This window comes from Mesorhizobium sp. IMUNJ 23033, from assembly GCF_044778005.1.
Classification (GTDB): domain Bacteria; phylum Pseudomonadota; class Alphaproteobacteria; order Rhizobiales; family Rhizobiaceae; genus Mesorhizobium; species Mesorhizobium amorphae_A.
Genome location: NZ_JBJACT010000004.1, coordinates 124,398 through 142,621 on the forward strand (window position 1 = coordinate 124,398; position 18,224 = coordinate 142,621).

Annotated in this window: 14 protein-coding genes and 1 pseudogene; 8 read left to right on the forward strand and 7 right to left on the reverse strand. The window is 60.8% G+C overall.

Translation table 11 applies throughout. The features are described from left to right. Positions 1-67: 67 nt before the first annotated feature. On the forward strand, positions 68-988 hold the full coding sequence (locus ACFX5Q_RS05835; RefSeq protein ID WP_404276104.1) for a LysR family transcriptional regulator: 921 nt from the start codon (positions 68-70) through the stop codon (positions 986-988). Here ACFX5Q_RS05835 and ACFX5Q_RS05840 read toward each other — a convergent pair. The 4 genes and pseudogenes from ACFX5Q_RS05840 to ACFX5Q_RS05855 all read right to left on the reverse strand — a co-directional run bounded on the left by ACFX5Q_RS05840 (position 956) and on the right by ACFX5Q_RS05855 (position 3,828). Further along, positions 956-1,708: a GntR family transcriptional regulator gene (locus ACFX5Q_RS05840; protein ID WP_404276105.1), complete on the reverse strand. Its 753-nt coding sequence runs from the start codon at positions 1,706-1,708 to the stop codon at positions 956-958. The genes ACFX5Q_RS05835 and ACFX5Q_RS05840 overlap by 33 nt on opposite strands. 183 nt (positions 1,709-1,891) lie before the next feature. Next, entirely contained in the window at positions 1,892-2,512 is a 621-nt protein-coding gene (locus ACFX5Q_RS05845; protein ID WP_404276107.1) for an SDR family NAD(P)-dependent oxidoreductase, read from the reverse strand. A 407-nt stretch (positions 2,513-2,919) separates the two neighbouring features. Continuing rightward, a pseudogene (locus tag ACFX5Q_RS05850) lies at positions 2,920-3,554 on the reverse strand (LysR substrate-binding domain-containing protein). Beyond that, a complete protein-coding gene (locus ACFX5Q_RS05855) occupies positions 3,505-3,828 on the reverse strand; it encodes a LysR family transcriptional regulator (RefSeq protein ID WP_404276108.1) in 324 nt (107 codons plus the stop codon). Before ACFX5Q_RS05855 ends, ACFX5Q_RS05850 begins: the two are co-directional and overlap by 50 nt. Positions 3,829-4,083: 255 nt before the next feature. On the opposite strand from ACFX5Q_RS05855, the gene ACFX5Q_RS05860 reads away from it, so the two are divergent. After that, the gene (locus ACFX5Q_RS05860; RefSeq protein ID WP_404276464.1) at positions 4,084-5,418 is read left to right on the forward strand and encodes a dicarboxylate/amino acid:cation symporter; all 1,335 of its coding nucleotides are present in this window, start codon (positions 4,084-4,086) and stop codon (positions 5,416-5,418) included. Between the two features lie 204 nt (positions 5,419-5,622). Here ACFX5Q_RS05860 and ACFX5Q_RS05865 read toward each other — a convergent pair whose 3' ends face one another. Both ACFX5Q_RS05865 and ACFX5Q_RS05870 read right to left on the reverse strand, forming a co-directional pair. Then, on the reverse strand, positions 5,623-7,014 hold the full coding sequence (locus ACFX5Q_RS05865; protein WP_404276109.1) for a family 16 glycosylhydrolase: 1,392 nt from the start codon (positions 7,012-7,014) through the stop codon (positions 5,623-5,625). 229 nt (positions 7,015-7,243) lie between these two features. Then, positions 7,244-8,041 carry an AraC family ligand binding domain-containing protein gene (locus ACFX5Q_RS05870; protein ID WP_404276466.1) on the reverse strand — a complete coding sequence of 266 codons (798 nt, stop codon included), beginning with the start codon at positions 8,039-8,041 and terminating at the stop codon, positions 7,244-7,246. A 304-nt stretch (positions 8,042-8,345) separates the two neighbouring features. Between ACFX5Q_RS05870 and ACFX5Q_RS05875 the strand changes: the two genes are divergently transcribed. The 6 genes from ACFX5Q_RS05875 (at position 8,346) to ACFX5Q_RS05900 (ending at position 17,324) form a co-directional block, all read left to right on the forward strand. Then, entirely contained in the window at positions 8,346-9,812 is a 1,467-nt protein-coding gene (locus tag ACFX5Q_RS05875; RefSeq protein ID WP_404276110.1) for an alpha-glucosidase/alpha-galactosidase, read from the forward strand. A 114-nt stretch (positions 9,813-9,926) separates the two neighbouring features. Further along, a complete protein-coding gene (locus ACFX5Q_RS05880; protein ID WP_404276112.1) occupies positions 9,927-12,011 on the forward strand; it encodes an ABC transporter substrate-binding protein in 2,085 nt (694 codons plus the stop codon). 94 nt (positions 12,012-12,105) lie between these two features. Next, positions 12,106-13,113: an ABC transporter permease gene (locus ACFX5Q_RS05885; RefSeq protein ID WP_404276113.1), complete on the forward strand. Its 1,008-nt coding sequence runs from the start codon at positions 12,106-12,108 to the stop codon at positions 13,111-13,113. Between the two features lies 1 nt (position 13,114). Beyond that, positions 13,115-14,254: an ABC transporter permease gene (locus ACFX5Q_RS05890; RefSeq protein ID WP_404276115.1), complete on the forward strand. Its 1,140-nt coding sequence runs from the start codon at positions 13,115-13,117 to the stop codon at positions 14,252-14,254. A gap of 10 nt (positions 14,255-14,264) precedes the next feature. Next, a complete protein-coding gene (locus tag ACFX5Q_RS05895) occupies positions 14,265-15,932 on the forward strand; it encodes an ABC transporter ATP-binding protein (RefSeq protein WP_404276117.1) in 1,668 nt (555 codons plus the stop codon). 21 nt (positions 15,933-15,953) lie between these two features. Beyond that, complete coding sequence (locus ACFX5Q_RS05900; protein ID WP_404276119.1) at positions 15,954-17,324, forward strand: alpha-glucosidase/alpha-galactosidase; 1,371 nt, start codon at positions 15,954-15,956, stop codon at positions 17,322-17,324. Positions 17,325-17,386: 62 nt separating this feature from the next. On the opposite strand, the gene ACFX5Q_RS05905 is transcribed toward ACFX5Q_RS05900, so the two are convergent. Continuing rightward, complete coding sequence (locus ACFX5Q_RS05905; protein ID WP_404276121.1) at positions 17,387-18,220, reverse strand: GNAT family N-acetyltransferase; 834 nt, start codon at positions 18,218-18,220, stop codon at positions 17,387-17,389. Between the last annotated feature and the right edge of the window lie 4 nt (positions 18,221-18,224).

Consider the following 18,224-nt stretch of genomic DNA (forward strand, 5'->3'; position numbering starts at 1 on the left):
GAAAACCCGCCAGGCCGGCTTGGCGCAAGAAATCGTTCTTTACCCAGTGACCTCGTTTTTGTAATGCATGGAAAACCTCAAGAGGGTCTTCATCATGCGAAACCTGCCGCATCTCATCTATCTGGAAGCCTTTGAAGCGGCAGCCCGGCATCTGAGCTTTACCCGCGCCGCCGAGGAGTTGAATTGTACGCAAGGGGCGATCAGCCAACGGGTTCGGGCGCTGGAGCAATTCTTCACCAGGCCACTCTTCCACCGCCGCAGCAACGGTTTGGAGTTGACCGAAGTCGGCACCGCCTATCTGCCCGGAATAGCCGAGGCTCTGGATCGGGCCGAGGCAGCGACCGAGGGGCTGCTGGGCGCACAGGCGCAGACCAGCGTGACGGTTTCAGCCCCGCTCAGCTTCGTCACACTGTGGCTTGCGCGGCATCTGGGTCGCTTTTCCGCCGCCCATCCGCGGATCGAGGTGCGGCTGAACAGCACGATCTGGACCGACCCCAACGTGGAACTGGCGGATCTCAGCATTCTGGCGCTCGATCCGTTGCAGCCGCTAACGGGTGCCGTGCAATTGGGAGAAGAACGACTGATGCTTCTCTGCGACCCCGAGACCGCTCGCCAGGCCGGCGCGCGACCCAGTGCAGACTGGTTCAACGCCGCCCGGCTCGTCTATGTGCAGGGCAGGATGCAGTTACTGGATCTTTGGGCGAAGCAGGAAAACATGGTCGTCGCGCTACAAAAGGCGCCGATCAAGGCCGACAATGCGGCAGCGGCATTGGAGATTGCAGCGTGCGCTGGCGGCATTACGGCCGTCATGTCGACCTATGCGGCGGCCTACCTCACCTCGGGGCGGCTGGTAGCGCCATTCGGCGCAGGGGAAATCCTGCCGGTTGCCCTGCATGTGGTTCCCAATCAACAGCGCCGGCTCTCGCGGTCCGCGACGCTGTTCCTGCAATGGCTCTCAGGGGAGATTCCATTCCACCGCGAGATCTAGCTTTCCGTTCAACACCGGCGCGCCCGAAAACATTATTCGTTTGATGCGCTGTTTGGTCAGGTTGTGATGCAGCGTGGCGTATTCGTCGGCACGCTCGGCATCATGCGCCTTTATGGCGTCGAATATCAGATCATGCTGGCGCACGGTTTCGGCGAGGTGCAGTCGAACGTCATTTTCGTCTTCATTGGCGGCGCTGACGAAGCAGGCGCGCGCAATTCGAATGGAGCCAATCAAAGTCTGTTCATAGAAGGCGGAGAAATGCCGGTTGTCCGCAGCCTTGGCGATCGCCATGTGAAACGAGAAATTGGTTTCGGAGCGGCCGACGCCATCACCGGAGGCCACCGCGTCCTTGAACAGTTCCATCTGCTCGGTGATCCGCTTCAAATCCTCGTCCGTGCGGTTTTGGGCCGCAAGGCGGTGCACCATGCGGCTGGCGATCAACAGGGCGTCATAGAGCTTGGGCAAATCATCGAAGTCGAGGGGCGCCACCTTTGCAGAACGCCCTTCGCGCACGACCAGTCCGTCAGCGATCAGCTGGATGATGGCTTCACGTACCGGTGTGCGCGAAACCGACAACGCCTCGGCAAGTGCTGCCTCGTCGAGGCTTCGACCAGGACGCAGTTCCAGCCGCAAGATCGCGTCGCGCAGTTCACGCGTCACTTTCCAAGCATCCCGTTCGGTCATTGAATTCACTGCCTCTTGAATTGTTCTGCGTGCCAATGCGTGACTGCCTTTGAAAGGGCTATTCTAATCGGATTTGCGAGACAAGCGACCTGCAGGTCACCGCAAGACCCTCGGTCGGCGGAAGTTGAAACCCCACCGCAATGCGACTTGTGGACGTTGCCGCGCTGACAAATTGAACGCCTGGCCTATACCGGCCCGGGTGTGCGGGTTTCGCAGCGCCTAGCGAATGAGGACGCCAGACGCCATGAAGCCGCCGTCGATATTCAGAATGTGACCGTTGATATAGGCGGCTGCCGGAGAGGCCAGGAAAAGGATGGCTGCCGAAACTTCTTCGGGCTTTGCGTACCGCCTTGCGGGAATTTGCGCATCCCAGATCGCTCGGTCCTTCGGCCCATGCACCTGCAGGATCATCGGCGTATCGACAGGCGTTGGTGCGACGGCATTGGCGGTCACACCCTTGTCGCCGAGTTCCGCCGCCAGCAGGCGCGTCAACATGTCGACAGCGCCCTTGCTGCAGGAATAGGCGCCACGTCCGGTATTGGCAATCTGGCCGTTCACCGAACTGACGGTGATGATACGCCCCTCGCCCTTGGCCACCATCTGCCGGCCGGCGAACTGGCAACAATTGAAGGTGCCGGTCAGATTGACCGAGAGAATGCGCTCCCAGTCGCGTGGTTCGAAATCCAGGATGGCCCCGGTCTTGACGATGGCCGCACTGGTCACCAGGACATCCGTGCCGCCAATCTCCTCGATCTTCTCAAAGGCGGCCTCGACGGCGTCGCGATCGGTGACGTCGAGGGCGACGCTTGAGACCGTACCCTTTGCGCGCAACCGTTCCATAGCCTGTCCAGGGCATCTTGCGACCAATCGATGATGATCACATTGGCGCCCTTTTGCGCGAAGCCCAATGCTGTCGCTTCACCGATGCCGCCGGCGCCGCCGGTCACAACGACGTTCTTTCCGGTAAAATCTGCCATTTTTCTCTTCTCTGTCGCCTCGCGGTTATGGGAGGCCTTAAAGGGCCTGGTTCGTGGTGCAAGAATCCGTCGGCTGCCCAGTATACCAAATGGATACCAATTTATGTCAAGGCGTTTCCGGGACCCTGGTCCCGCCATTGACCCGGCCTTGCCGTGTCGCGACCGGCTGGATGCTCTCGGCATTACAGCGTCAGGGCAACACCTCAGCACCACGTGTTCAAAGCGAATGTGAGATTCGAATACGAGGGCGCCAATACAGGCTTTCGCTGGCTATCTTGAGGTGATCTCCCCAGGTGGCGGGCCTGGATTGAGAACCTCGCCAGCCAAGCCGATAAGCCGCTCGATCGCTTCCGACCGGTCCGGACGATACATGATCTGAACGTCCGCCGTAGGGGCCGGAGCGTCAAGAGGCCGGTACACGACTCCCGGCCGCGATAGCTTTTGAACGCATTCCGGCACAAGCGCGATGCCGAGGCCGGCAGCAACCAGGCTGGTCAGCGAATAGGATTCGACGACCTCGTGCGAAATCTGCGGCGTGAATCCGGCTTCGATGCAGCAATCCCTCAGATATCTCGCGAACCGTGAATCGCTCAATCTCAGGAACACCAGACTTTCATTCTTCAGCGCGGACAGCGGAAGCTGATCATAAACAGCCAGCCGATGCGCCGCCGGCAGAACGACACCGACATTTCATGCCAGGCGAGCCGCGTGATCAAATCAGCTTCATGGGGCGGTCGCCGAATGAAGCTGACATCAATGCGACGGGCCAGCAAAGCCGCCTGCTGCGCCTGGGGGCCCATTTCATGAATGCGGATGACCACGTCCCGATAGCGCTTGCCAAAAATCGCGATGAGTTCAGCCAACGGCCCAAGTAGAACTGAACCGGTCGTGCCGACATTGATCACGCTGACCTGTCCTGCACCGATGTCGCGCGCGTCCTTTGCGGCATGCTCGACCCCGGTAAGTATCGTGCGGGCATTCACAAGAAAGCTTATGCCGGCGGGCGTCAGCTTGACCCTGCGGCTCGTGCGCTCGAACAACACCGTGCCCACCTCCCCTCTCAAGATCCTTGATCTGTTGACTGAGTGGCGGCTGCGAAATGTTCATTCGTGCGGCCGCCGCCGTAAAGCTCAGCTCTTCGGCCAGGGCCACGAAATATCGCAGATGACGCAGCTCCATGCCGGGCTCCCATGTTTTATATCTTTTTCATATAGAACTAGCCGAACAATATATTGGACATATTGCACTCCATCGACAAAAATTCGCAAAATAGAAAAAACCTGATCTTCGAATCAGGATGGGAACCGAGGAACCGGAGCGAGTGTCGGCCGGACGCAGCTGCCAATTGGCGGCAAACGCCCCTGCCTACGGTCAAAGCTTCTCGAGCCCTCGATAAATCTGCCAGCCATATGACTGGCCTCCATGGAGGAGAGCATGCCAAATCTCATGAAATCCCTGTTCGGACAGGTCGTGGTCGCCCTACTGCTTGGCGTTGTCGTCGGTGTCGCCTGGCCGGAATTCGCAACCCAATTGAAGCCGCTTGGTGATGGCTTCATCAAGCTCATCAGGATGATTATCGCACCGCTCGTGTTCGGCGTCGTCGTCCATGGTGTCGTCGGCGCGGGCGACCTGCGGAAAGTCGGCCGCGTCGGAGTAAAGGCCATCCTCTATTTCGAGGCGGTCACGACCGTGGCTCTGGTCATGGGCCTCCTCATTGCTCATTTCTTCGCGCCCGGCGCCGGCATGAACATCGATCCCTCGATGCTCGATGCAGGCGCCCTCGGCTCCTATACCGATAAGGTCGGACAAGTCACGAGCACCGTGGACGTCCTCATGCGCATCATCCCGACGACCATTTTCGATGCTTTCACAAAAGGCGATATCTTGCAGGTCCTGTTGATTGCCCTGTTGTTCGGTGCGGGTCTCTGCCTGCTCGGCGAACGCGGACGGCCGGTCGTCAATATCATCGAGATCATCACCGACGTTCTGTTCAAGATCATAGGCTTTATCGTCAAACTTGCGCCCATCGGCGTGTTCGGTGCCATCGCCTTCACGGTCGGGAAATACGGGATCGGCTCGCTGCAGCAACTCGGCTATCTTGTCGCCCTGTTCTACGCCAGCGTCATCATATTCGTCTTCGGCATACTGGGCCTGATCATGAGGATGGCCGGATTCAGCCTCATCAAGTTCCTTGCCTATCTGCGCGAAGAACTGACCATCGTATTGGGTACGGCATCGTCAGACAGTGTCCTGCCACAGGTGATGCGCAAGCTGGAGAATATGGGCATCAAGGACTCGACCGTAGGTCTTGTCATTCCGACCGGATATTCGTTCAATCTCGACGCCTTCTCGATCTACCTTACCTTGGCCGCCGTGTTCATCGCGCAGGCGACGAACACACCACTTTCCACCTCCGATCTTCTGGTTGTTCTCGGCATCGCGCTGCTTACATCCAAGGGCGCCCACGGCGTGCCCGGTTCGGCAATCGTGGTTCTGGCCGCAACACTATCGGCTGTGCCCGTGATCCCGGCGATCGGCCTGGTGCTCGTGCTGTCCGTCGACTGGTTCATGGGCATGGCCCGCGCGCTTGGCAATCTCATCGGCAACTGCGTTGCGACCGTTGTCATCGCTGCGTGGGAAGGCGATATCGACCGCGTTCGGGCACATAAGGTTCTCAATGGTGAAATGGATGGATCGACCGAGGATCTGCTGGATGTCGGTACGGACACCGTCCGCGCCGATGAGCCTCGGACATCATTGGCCCACTGAGAAACTTCATCCCAAGCCGCATGCGCAGCGTTTTGCGACAACGAGTGCATAGAAACAAGAAGCTAAAGCGCGTCGCATGAATCCGTTTGGATGCGACGCGCTTTAGAGCAATTCCCAGGAAAAGTGCGCAGCGATTTTCCGTCCGGAATTGCGTAAAAACAAAGAGTTAGAGCGGGTCGGCGATTCTATCAAAGCTGAACCGCTCTAGACAAACCAATCGCTCAGCGCGTAGGCATGGATATAGTCGATCTTCATTTCCGCTGGCGTCGCGAGCCCGTCGGCGGGCGTTTCCGCTATGCCGCCAACCGCCAGATCGACCAGCATGTACATCGGGTCGTGCATGTCGGCAGGCGTTGCCGCACGGGCAACTTCGACGTCGTCGAAATACCAGACGAGTTCGTCTTCTGTCCACAGCACCCCGTATGTGTGGAACCCTTCTGTATTCGCGGCAAAGGCCGTCGAGGCCACTGTCGTTTGACTTCCCGTCTCGTTCGAGTGGCTTGTCAAAAGGAGCTTGTTTGGATCCTGACCGGTCATCTCTATGACATCCAGTTCCGGTGGCCAGGAACCGTCCTCCGGCAGAAGCCAGAAGGCCGGCCATACGCCTTGCTTTTCGGGCATGTCGGCCCGAATTTCGAAATAGCCGTAGGTCTGTGCGAAGGATTCGTAGGTCGTCAGCAAGCCTGAGGTGTATTGGTAGTTGTTTATATAAGGCTTGATCGCCTCGGGAGCCCGGGCAGCGGTAATCGTGAGAACACCGTCATTGACGCTGAACGGGTTGACGGTACTCGTCGGGGCGTAGCTGGTATCGATATACCATTGAAGCTCATTGTTGCCCGTGAGCGAGCTGCCGTTCGCGCCTCCCCACCAGAAGTTCGAGTCCCAGGTGCCGCTCGAGCCGTTCCACAGGCTCAGCGTGTTGAACTCGTCCGCGAAGGTGAGTTCCAGATGCGACCTGTCGAGGGCCAGATCGAACTGGCTTGCGGTGAACTGGTCGACGGTCTTGTTGGCGAAGACGAGAAACTCGGTGTCGGACAGGTTAAGCCGGACGTTTGCTCCCGACTGGACCATGTTGGCCTGCACCTGCTCGAACGAGTTGAAGCCGTAGCTCCCGACACGCACAGTATCCGTAGCGCCAAAGTCCAGGATCAGGTCACTGCCGTTGCCGGGAGCCACGACGAAAATATCCGCCCCGGATCCACCCTTGAGAACGTCATCGCCCTTCAAGCCGTCAAGTGTCTGTTGGCCGGAGCCGCCGGTAATGATGTTGTTCGCCGCGTTTCCGAAAGCATAGTGTTTGTCGCCCGTGACCGTCAGGTTCTCGAAATTCGCTGGCAGCCTGTAACTCATCCAGGTCGAGATGGTGTCGACACCCTCATTGGCCAGTTCGACCGCCATGTTCTTCGTGGAATACAGATAGTAAATGTCGTCGCCCTTGCCGCCATACATCGTGACGCTGACGCTAGCGTCGCCGTAGATCGAGTCGTTGTAGATGCTGCCATAAAGTGCCGGGCCGGAATTCGTCGCCGAGTACCACTTTGTCGAGGACCCGCTGTAGGGGAGTGCGACTCCCTTGGCGTTCAGGACGGTGGCCATTCTGGTCTCCTCGTCTCGCTTCGATGCCGGCCCTAGCATCTATGGCAAGCAAGAGAAGCCAACCCCTTATTTGGTCGTCGACTTAGGAGAGTTACCAGGAACTTAACACGCAGGCTGTCCGGCCGCCCTCATTGCCTCGAATGCATAAGGATTGGGCCGCCAGCACTTTTTGTGGTCACGAGTCGGTGCAATCTGTGCATCGCGACTGCGGCTTGGATGGACATCCCATCTAACGGTGGTTTCCCATGCTGGCATACATGCCGGTGGTGCGGAATTGCGTCGGGTTGGTGCCGTACAAGCGGCGGAAGACTTTCGAAAAGTAGTTGGCGTCTTCGAATCCGCACATGATGGCCACCTCCTTCACCGGCAGGAAATCGGCTTTCGTCAAGAGTTTCGCCGCCCGCTGCAGCCGCTGCTGCAGCACGAATTCGGCGGGCGGAATGCCTTCGCTCTCGGCAAAGCAGCGCGAGAAATGCGCGCGGCTCAGCCCGCTGATCTCGGCGAGATCGGCAACGCGGAGCGGCCTGTCGAGATTGGCCTTGATGTGGTCGACCACCGGCTGCATGGCACTCTTCTCGTCGGCAAAGGCATGCGAGCCGAAGACATCGTCATAGAGCGCCATCGCCGCCTCGTAGGCCACGGCCGACGCAGCTCCGGGCGTGACCGCTCCCGTGATCAGGCGCACGCTGCAATCGGCGAGATGATCGATCGTCGACGGCTGCAGCCGCAGCACCGGACCAACCGCGGAAAGGATCGACTTGTGGATGCGCAGCGCCTCCTCGCCGTTCATCGAGATCCAGAAATATTCCCAACGTTCGCCCTTGGCGAGCCAATAGCGGTGGTTGTGCGGCACCAGGACCAGCAGCGTATCGCCCTTTTGCAGGCGGTAATTCCGGCTCTCGTAGCGCAGCCGGCCAGTGCCGCTGATCGTATGCTGGAGCACCGTAAACGGCGTCTGGCCACGCTTGCGCCCGTCCCAGTCATAGACCTCGTTCTCGCGCACTTCGTAGCCGGAGCTCGTCGGCATAGTGTGCAGGCGCTGGCGGCCGCGCGGCAGCGAGACTGTCCTGGCCGACGGCCCAGTGTCGATCAGCTTTCGCAGCACAAAATTACCCCTGAAAGCATAATCCTTCTCTGGTCGCTTGCTCGATTAGGCGCATAATGCGTTACGAAAAGCAAAACAAACCGCAGTGCAAACAAATAGCGGTCGAGGAACGGACAGGAGGAGACGCCGGATTCCGGCTTGTCTTGGCCACATGCCCCGGCATGTGGATCGGACCTCTTTTCGCCGCCCTTGCCCAACTTCTTTCGATCAGGTCGAGGCCAGGCAGATGAGTTTCAAGATCGCTATCATCGGCGCGGGGAGCGTCGGCTTCACCAAGAAGCTCTTCACCGACATCCTGTGCGTTCCCGAATTCCAGGATATCGAATTCGCGCTGACCGACCTCAGCGACCACAACCTCCAGATGATCAAGGCGATCCTCGACCGGATCGTCGAAGCCAACAGACTACCCACGAGGGTCACGGCGACTACCGACCGTCGCGAGGCGCTCGAAGGCGCCCGCTACGTGATCAGCTGCGTGCGAGTCGGCGGGCTCGAAGCCTATGCCGACGACATCCGCATTCCCTTGAAATATGGCATCGACCAGTGCGTCGGCGATACGATCTGCGCCGGCGGCATCCTCTACGGCCAGCGCAACATTCCGGTCATTCTCGATTTCTGCAAGGACATTCGCGAGTTTGCCGAGCCTGGCGCGAAATTCCTGAACTATGCCAACCCGATGGCCATGAATACCTGGGCGGCGATCGAATATGGCAAGGTCGATACGGTCGGCCTTTGCCACGGTGTCCAGCACGGCGCCGAACAGATCGCCGAAGTGCTCGGCGCCAAATCCCACAGCGAACTCGACTACATCTGCTCCGGCATCAACCACCAGACCTGGTTCATCGATCTGCGCCTCAACGGCCGTAGGATCGGCAAGGACGAGCTGGTCGCCGCTTTCGAGGCGCATCCGGTCTATTCGCAGCAGGAAAAGCTGCGCATCGACGTCCTGAAGCGCTTCGGTGTCTATTCGACCGAAAGCAATGGTCACCTGTCCGAATATCTGCCTTGGTATCGCAAGCGGCCGGATGAAATCACCCGCTGGATCGACATGTCCGACTGGATCCATGGTGAGACCGGTGGCTACCTCCGCTACTCGACCGAAACGCGAAACTGGTTCGAGACGGAATTCCCGCAGTTTCTCGAGGCCGCATCGAAGCCGATCGACCCTGCCAAGCGCTCCAACGAGCATGCCAGCCACATTCTGGAGGCGCTGGAGACGAACCGCGTCTATCGCGGCCATTTCAACGTCAAGAACAATGGCGTCATCACCAACCTGCCGCAGGACGCGATCATCGAGTCGCCTGGTTTCGTCGATCGCTTCGGTATCAACATGACCTCGGGCATCACGCTGCCGGAAGCCTGCGCCGCCACCTGCATTTCCTCGATCAACGTCCAGCGCATGTCGGTGCATGCGGCGATCAGCGGCGACATCGACCTGCTCAAGCTCGCAGTGCTGCATGATCCGCTGGTTGGCGCCGTGTCGACGCCGGAGGAAGTCTGGCAGATGGTCGACGAGATGGTCGTCGCCCAGGCCCGCTGGCTGCCGCAATACGCGGATGCAATTCCGGCAGCCAAGGAGCGGCTCTCGAAATCCATAGTCCGGACCAGGGATTGGGCAGGTGCCGCGCGGCGCGACGTCCGCTCGATCGAGGAATTGCGCGCCGAAAAGGCGGCGCTGAAGCAGGCCGTCTGAGTTTTGCGCAGCGGCGAATTTCCGGGAGGAAGACCGAAGCCGCACGGCATGCAAATCGCTCGAGCAGAAATGGAGCGGCGTAAAGCACGCTCCCAACAAATGGGAGGAAAGACGATGAGGAACTTCCGCAACATCAGCATTTTGGCAGGGCTGGCGCTGAGCGTATCCGCCACCGCGCTGAGTGCCTACGCATCCGAACCGACCGTGCCGCCGGCGCCGGCGCAATTCCCCGCCGAAGGGAAAATCAAATATGTCGCGCGCGACTCCATTCTGGAGTTCAAGGCGCTGCCCGAGTACCACGAACCCGACTGGGTCACCGAGAAATACGTCAAGGCCGGCAAGCTGCCGCCCGTCAAGGATCGCCTACCGAAGGAGCCGCTGGTCTTCAAGACCGGCAACATGCCGGACGGCATCGGCGTCTATGGCGACACCATGCGCCACGTCATCGGCGGCCGGCCGGAAGGCTGGAACTATGGCGCCGGCCAGACGCAAGGCTGGGGCGGCATCGATATCGGCCTTTCCGAATGCCTGACCCGCACCGCGCCGCTGTTCCAGGTCGAGGCCAAGGACACCGAGCCGCTGCCGAACCTGGCCAAGAGCTGGGACTGGTCGACGGACGGCCACAAGCTGACCATGCATCTGATCGAAGGCGCGAAATGGTCGGACGGCGTTCCCTTCAATGCCGACGACGTCATGTTCTACTGGGACGACGAAGTCGTCGACCCCAACGTCTCGCCGCTCAATGGCGCGACGCAGGAAACCTTCGGCGTCGGCACGACGCTGAAGAAGATCGACGACTACACCGTCGAATGGACCTTCAAGGACGCCTTCCCGAAGCAGTACCTCTATGCCATGGCCTACGGCACATTCTGCCCCGGCCCCGCGCACATTCTGAAGCCGCAGCATCCGAAATACTCGAAGAACACCTACGAGCAGTTCAAGAACGCCTTCCCGCCGGAATACATGAACATTCCCGTGATGGGCGCCTGGGTGCCGGTTGAATACCGCCCTGACGACATCGTCGTCATGCGCCGCAATCCCTACTACTGGAAGGTCGACGAGAAGGGCAACCAGCTCCCTTATCTCAATGAACTGCACTACAAGCTATCGACCTGGGCCGACCGCGACGTTCAGGCGGTGGCGGGCTCAGCCGACGTCTCCAACCTCGAACAGCCTGAGAACTTCGTCGCCTCGCTGAAGCGTGCGGCGGATAAGGATGCGCCGGCCCGCCTTGCCTTCGGCCCGCGCCTGATCGGCTACAATCTGCGCATGAATTTCTCGACCAATGGCTGGGGCAACCCAGATGAACGCGGCCAGGCAATCCGCGAACTGAACCGCAACGAGGACTTCCGCAAGGCCGTCACCATGGCGCTCGACCGCAAGGCGCTCGGCGACTCGCTGGTCAAGGGTCCTTTCACAGCGATCTATCCGGGCGGCTTCTCCTCGGGCACCAGCTTCTATGACCGCAATTCGACCGTCTACTATCCATTCGATCTCGAAGGCGCCAAGGCGGAACTCGCTAAGGCAGGCCTGAAGGACACGGATGGCGACGGCTTCGTCAATTTCCCGGCTGGCACCGCCGGCGGCAAAAATGTCGAGATCGTCATGTTGGTCAACAACGACTACACCACCGACAAGAGCCTTGCCGAAGGTGTCGTCGGCCAGATGGAAAAGCTCGGGCTTCGGGTGGTTCTGAACGGGTTGAACGGTACCCAGCGCGACGCCTCGCAATATTCCGGCCGCTTCGACTGGCTGGTAAGGCGCAATGACCAAGAGCTGACGTCGGTCGTGCAGAACACCGAGCAACTGGCTCCTGTCGGCCCGAAGACCAGCTGGAACCACCGCGCACCAGAGAATGGCGAGGTCGATCTGATGCCGTTCGAAAAGGACCTCGTCGACATCGTCAACAAGTTCGTCTCGTCTGAGGACAATGACGAGCGCGCCAGCCTGATGAAGAAGTTCCAGAAGATCTCGACAGAACACGTCTACAACGTCGGGCTGACCGAATATCCCGGCGCGTTGATCATCAACAAGCGCTTCTCGAACATTCCCCAGGGAACGCCGATCTTCATGTTCAACTGGGCCGAGGACTCGATCGTCCGCGAGCGGGTCTTTGTCGCCGCCGACAAGCAGCAGAAATACGAACTGTTCCCCGAGCAATTGCCCGGAAAGCCCGGGGACAAGGGTACGACGAACTGAGTTTCCTCCCTGACTGCGAAGGTCCCCGGCCGCGCTGCGGCGCGGCCGGGGACAAGGATACCTGAACCCGAATGCAAGGAGGAGAAACGGTCCGATGCTGCGATTCCTGATGATACGCATAGCATCCGCAATACCGGTTCTCGTCATCCTGAGCCTGGTCACCTTCGCCATCATCCAGGCGCCGCCCGGCGACTACGCCGACTACATCCGTTCGCAGCTCATCAACCAGGGCGGAGCCTCCTTCGCCGAGGCCGACGCCCAGGCGCAGGCCTACCGGGTCGAGCACGGTCTCGATAAGCCGATGCCGGTCCAGTATTTCAACTGGATCACCGGCATCGTCACCCGCGGTGATTTCGGCTACAGCCTCTACTACAACAAGCCGGTCGCCGACGTGGTCGGCGAACGCCTGCCACGCACCTTGCTGCTGGCGCTTGTCTGCCACCTGTTAGCTTCGGTGCTGGGCATCACATTCGGCATCTGGGCGGCGACCAGGCAGTACAGCTGGATCGACAGCGCGCTGTCGGCTGTCGCCTTCCTCGGCATGACGGTGCCGCGCTTCCTGATGGCGCTGATCATCGTCTACCTGCTGGTCTTCCAGTTCAACGTGTCCGAGATCGGCAGCTTCTTTTCGCCGCAATATGGCGGCGCGCCGTGGTCATGGGCGAAGTTCGTCGACCTCGTCAAACATGTCTGGCCGGTCGTGGCGATCGCCACTTTCGGCGGGCTCGCCTACAACATGCGCGTCATGCGCGGCAATCTGCTCGACACGCTGAACGCGCAATATGTCGAGACCGCCCGTGCCAAGGGCCTGAGCGGCAGTGCGGTGGTCATGCGCCATGCGGTGCCCAATGCGCTGCATCCTTTGGTCATGTATCAGGGCGTGGTGCTGCCCTACATGCTCACCGGCGAGATCGAGACCGCGATCATCTTCGCGCTGCCGACCGTCGGCCCGGCGATCGTCGGTTCGATGGCGGTCGGCGACGTCTATGTCACCGCGACCTTCATGATGGTGCTGTCGGCGACGCTGATCGTCGGCAACATCATCGCCGATATGCTGCTCGCCCTGCTCGACCCCCGTGTCCGCCAGTACGGAGGGACCTGAGATGCTTGCCCGCGAGCCCTCGCTGCCGCCACCGCCCGAAATATCGGTCGAGAAAGAGAAACGGCCGCACGGCAATGAGAGCTATCTCGCGCTCGTCTGGCGCCGCCTGAAACGATCCTGGACCGGCATGGCCGGGCTCATCCTGGTCGTGCTGCTGGTGCTGATGGCGGTGTTTGCCGATTTCTTCGCACCCATGGACCCCAAGATCACCGATGTCGGTTTCGCCCCGCCGCAGGTGATGAGCTTCCATGACAAGGACGGCAATTTCGTCTTCCAGCCGCGCGTCTATGCGCTGGCGGATTCCGAGGAACTTGACCCCGTCACCTTCCAGCCGGTCGTCGGACCGGACTATGACCATCCGCGGCTGCTCGGCTTCTTCGTCAAGGGCGCCGACTACAGGCTGCTTGGCCTGATCCCCGCGAACCGGCACTTCTTCGGCTCGACCGACGGCCAGCCGGTGCATTTCCTCGGCACCGACAAATTCGGCCGCGACGTGCTGGCCCGCGCCATCTATGGCTCGCGCATCTCCTTGATGATCGCACTGACCGTGGTCTTCATCGTCACCGTGATCGGCACCACAGTCGGCATGGTGTCGGGCTATTTCGGCGGCACGTTCGATGTCTGGGTACAGCGCTTCGTCGAACTGGTGCTCGCCTTCCCGCAATTGCCGCTTTACCTCGCGCTGACATCGCTTGTCCCAGTGACGGCGCCGACCAATGTCTTCCTCGCCTTCGTGATCGTCATCATGTCGGCGCTCGGCTGGGCGCAGATGTCGCGCGAAGTGCGCGGCAAGACGCTGGCGCTTGCCCGCATCGACTATGTTCGCGCGGCAATGGCGGTCGGCGCCACCGACCGCCGCATCATCATGCAGCACATTTTTCCCAACGTGATGAGCCACGTCATCGTCGCCGTCACGCTGGCGATCCCGAGTGTGGTCCTGCTTGAATCATTCCTGGGCTTTCTCGGTTTCGCCGTGAAGCCGCCGCTGATCTCATGGGGGCTGATGCTGCAGGACACCGCCACGTACTCGGTCATCGGCACCTATCCCTGGATCCTCGCCCCTGTCGGCTTCGTGCTTGTTACCGTTTTCGCCTTCAACGCGCTTGGCGATGGGCTGCGCGATGCAGTCGATCCTTATTGAGGGGCATGTGATGGCTGTCGCGCTCGTCAATGCCTTCGCACCGCCTGTCCGGCTCGACCATGCCGGGCGTTCGGAAAACCCTGTCATCGATGCCCGCAGCATCGCCGTCGACTTCAAGGTCGAGGACGGCATGGTCCAGGCCGTCAAGGACATCTCCTTCCAGCTCTATCGTGGCGAGACCATCGCCATCGTCGGCGAATCCGGGTCGGGCAAATCGGTGACGGCGCGCACCGTCATGGGCCTGTTGTCGAAGCGCGCGGTCGTGTCGCCCAAATCGACCGTCGAATATGATGGGCAAAACATCCTGAAGTTTTCCGAGCGAGCCCGGCGCAAACTGCGCGGCGACCGCATCTCGATGATCTTCCAGGAACCGATGAGCTCGCTCAACCCGATCTACACGATCGGCAGCCAGATCGTCGAAGCAATACGGGTGCATCGCAAGACGAGCCGCAGGCAGGCAGAGGCACGCGCGCTCGAACTTCTGCAGCAGGTGCAGATCCCCGACCCCGCGGCGCGGCTGAAACAGTATCCGCATCAGCTTTCCGGCGGCCAGCGGCAGCGTGTGATGATCGCCATGGCTTTAGCCAACGATCCGGACGTGCTGATCGCCGACGAGCCGACGACAGCGCTCGACGTCACCGTCCAGGCGCAGATCCTCAACCTCATTCGCAACCTGCAGCAGAAATTGCGGATGGCGGTGATCCTGATCACCCACGACCTGACCGTGGTGCGCAAGTTCTCCGACTATGTCTACGTCATGCAGCACGGGGCGATGTGCGAGCACAATGTGACGGAGAGGCTTTTCGCCAATCCGCAGCATCCCTACACACAGCACCTGCTTGGGTCCGAGCCGCGCGGCCAGGCCAATCCGCTGCCGGAAGGGTCCGGCATCATTCTCGATGCCAAACGCGTTCGCGTGTCCTTCATGCTGCGGCATGGCACCTTCTTCAAGCCTGACTGGCGCGAGCTCGTCGCCGTCGACAGTCTCGACCTCAGCCTTCGCCGCCACGAAACGCTGGGGCTGGTCGGCGAATCCGGATCCGGCAAGACGACCTTCGGCGAGGCGCTGCTCAGGCTCAACAATGCCACCAGCGGCGAGATCCATTTCGATGGCCAGCCTATCCACGGCAGGTCGCGATCGGAGATGCGGCCTTTGCGCTCGCGCATGCAGGTCGTGTTCCAGGATCCCTTCTCATCGCTCAATCCGCGCATGACGATCGGCCAGATCATCGAGGAAGGGCTGATCGTCAACAGCATCGGCGTCACCAAGAACGACCGCATCGAACGGGTGCGCGATGCGCTGGTCAGCGCCGGCATGCCGGACAATATCCTGTCGCGCTTCCCGCATGAGTTTTCCGGCGGCCAACGCCAGCGCATCGCCATTGCCCGCGCCATCGCGCTGGAGCCCGAATTCATCGTGCTCGACGAGCCGACATCGGCGCTGGACCTCTCGGTCCAGGCGCAGATCATCGAACTGCTGCGCAAGCTGCAGCGCGAACGGGGCCTCAGCTACCTCTTCATCTCGCACGATCTCAAGGTCGTGCGGGCGCTATGCCACCGCGTGATTGTCATGCAGCACGGCAAGATCATGGAAGAGGGTCCCGTCAACGAAGTTCTGTCCAATCCCAAAACCGCTTACACGGAACGGCTCGTCAAAGCCGCTTTCGAGGTAGCCTGATCGCATATGCCGGAGACTGTTATGGCAAGAAATCCCAAGATCGCATTCATCGGAGCTGGCTCCACCGTTTTCATGAAAAACATCGTCGGCGACGTGCTGCAGCGTCCCTCGTTGTCCGGTGCGACGATCGCGCTGATGGACCTCAACCCGCAGCGCATCGAAGAGAGCGCCATCGTCGTCAACAAGCTGATCTCGACGCTCGGGGTAAAGGCCAAAGCCGAGACCTACACCGACCAGCGCAGGGCGCTGGCGGGTGCCGATTTCGTCGTCGTCGCCTTCCAGATCGGCGGCTACGTGCCGTGCACGGTCACCGACTTCGAAGTCCCGAAGAAATACGGCCTGCGCCAGACCATCGCCGACACGCTCGGCGTCGGCGGTATCATGCGGGGCCTCAGAACCGTGCCGCATCTGTGGAAGATCTGCGAGGACATGCTCGCCGTCTGCCCGCAGGCGATCATGCTGCAATACGTGAACCCGATGGCGATCAACACCTGGGCGATCGCCGAGAAATATCCTGACATCAAGCAGGTCGGCCTCTGCCATTCCGTGCAGGGCACCGCGATGGAGCTGGCGCACGATCTCGACATTCCCTACGAGGAAATCCGCTACCGCTCGGCCGGCATCAACCACATGGCGTTTTATCTCAAGTTCGAGCATCGCCAGCCGGACGGCTCCTATCGCAACCTCTATCCGGATCTCGTGCGCGCCTACCGCGAGGGCCGCGCGCCGAAACCCGGCTGGAACCCGCGCTGCCCAAACAAGGTGCGCTACGAAATGCTGACGCGCCTCGGCTACTTCGTCACCGAAAGCTCGGAGCATTTCGCCGAGTACACGCCCTACTTCATCAAGGAAGGGCGCGAGGATCTGATCGAGAAATTCGGCATCCCGCTCGATGAATATCCGAAGCGCTGCATCGAGCAGATCGAGCGCTGGAAAGGACAAGCGGAAGCCTATCGCTCCGCCGACAAGATCGAGGTCGAGCAGTCGAAGGAATACGCCTCCTCGATCATGAATTCGGTGTGGACGGGCGAACCCTCGGTGATCTACGGCAACGTCCGCAACAATGGCTGCATCACCTCATTGCCCGAAAATTGCGCGGCCGAGGTGCCGTGCCTCGTCGATGCCTCCGGCATCCAGCCAACCTTCATCGGCGCATTGCCGCCGCAGCTTACGGCGCTGATCCGCACCAACATCAATGTGCAGGAACTGACGGTCCAGGCGCTTATGACGGAGAACCGCGAGCATATCTACCACGCGGCGATGATGGATCCGCACACGGCGGCTGAACTCGACCTCGACCAGATATGGTCGCTGGTGGATGAACTGCTCGCGACGCATGGCGACTGGTTGCCCGCCTGGGCGCGCAAGGCACCCGGGGTCCGCGCGGCCTGACATTCGCTGCCGATCCCGCCGGCTGGCGGGAGCTTGCTCGTGCGTGAGATTTCAGGTCGGGATCAGCCTAGTTCCAGGGTCGTGATCCCGAACACCTTTGACGAGGCAATCCTGGGCACGCCTCCCCGGTACATGCGGGTCGTCGTGAAGCCTGGTCTCAAGCCGCCCGCCTGAAGCGCGGCGATGAAACCGCTATTGGCCGCGGGCACGTCGATGTGAAGCGCGTCCCCCGCCATCGCCGCTGCCAGCACCCCCAGCAATTGCAACGCGACGTGCGTATCGTCGGCCAAGAGCGGTCCGAGCTTGAACCCCTCCCTGCACTGTCGCGCCACGCTATAGCCGGAAACGCCAGCTGAATTCATCGCCACGAGCGCAATGTGCGGCGGCTGCAGCCAACCGTTCAGGAAAGCTTGCCGCGACGCCGAGAAACATTTGCGGTCGTAAGCCAGGATGTCGGCGATGTGCTCGGCTGCCACAGGTCTGATGCTACCGCCGCCGGCGAGGCCGGCGACACGCCCGCTGTAACGGACGGTCTCATAGGCTGGCACGAACCCCATGCGCCGGTAGTTGGCCCGCTGCTCGGCGACGCCGTCGAGCCCGACACTGCGGTTGCCGAGCCGCGTCATGCCGGCGTCCCAGACCGCCTTACCATGCCCCTCGCCGCGCCTGTCCGGGCGGCAGATATAGAGGCCGATGAAGCCGAAGCCGTCGCCATAGGCGACGGCCGAAATGCCGGCCACCATCTCGCCGTCGACGAAGGCGCCGATGAAACCCTCGGGGTCGGCCGCCTGGAACACGGCGGCATCGCCGAGACCGGGATTCCAGCCCTCGCCCGCCGCCCAGTCGACAAGCGTTTCAACCTCCTTTGAGGTCAGGGTCCGGATCGTTCGGGGCATTTGC

Bases quoted from the DNA above. Each gene is read 5' to 3' on its own strand.
- ACFX5Q_RS05895 (WP_404276117.1), top strand. From the start codon at position 14,265: ATGGCTGTCGCGCTCGTCAATGCCTTCGCACCGCCTGTCCGGCTCGAC.
- ACFX5Q_RS05900 (WP_404276119.1), top strand. From the start codon at position 15,954: ATGGCAAGAAATCCCAAGATCGCATTCATCGGAGCTGGCTCCACCGTT.
- ACFX5Q_RS05885 (WP_404276113.1), top strand. From the start codon at position 12,106: ATGCTGCGATTCCTGATGATACGCATAGCATCCGCAATACCGGTTCTC.
- ACFX5Q_RS05870 (WP_404276466.1), bottom strand. From the start codon at position 8,041: ATGCCGACGAGCTCCGGCTACGAAGTGCGCGAGAACGAGGTCTATGAC.
- ACFX5Q_RS05890 (WP_404276115.1), top strand. From the start codon at position 13,115: ATGCTTGCCCGCGAGCCCTCGCTGCCGCCACCGCCCGAAATATCGGTC.
- ACFX5Q_RS05875 (WP_404276110.1), top strand. From the start codon at position 8,346: ATGAGTTTCAAGATCGCTATCATCGGCGCGGGGAGCGTCGGCTTCACC.
- ACFX5Q_RS05855 (WP_404276108.1), bottom strand. From the start codon at position 3,828: ATGGAGCTGCGTCATCTGCGATATTTCGTGGCCCTGGCCGAAGAGCTG.
- ACFX5Q_RS05860 (WP_404276464.1), top strand. From the start codon at position 4,084: ATGCCAAATCTCATGAAATCCCTGTTCGGACAGGTCGTGGTCGCCCTA.
- ACFX5Q_RS05845 (WP_404276107.1), bottom strand. From the start codon at position 2,512: ATGGAACGGTTGCGCGCAAAGGGTACGGTCTCAAGCGTCGCCCTCGAC.
- ACFX5Q_RS05905 (WP_404276121.1), bottom strand. From the start codon at position 18,220: ATGCCCCGAACGATCCGGACCCTGACCTCAAAGGAGGTTGAAACGCTT.
- ACFX5Q_RS05835 (WP_404276104.1), top strand. From the start codon at position 68: ATGGAAAACCTCAAGAGGGTCTTCATCATGCGAAACCTGCCGCATCTC.
- ACFX5Q_RS05880 (WP_404276112.1), top strand. From the start codon at position 9,927: ATGAGGAACTTCCGCAACATCAGCATTTTGGCAGGGCTGGCGCTGAGC.
- ACFX5Q_RS05865 (WP_404276109.1), bottom strand. From the start codon at position 7,014: ATGGCCACCGTCCTGAACGCCAAGGGAGTCGCACTCCCCTACAGCGGG.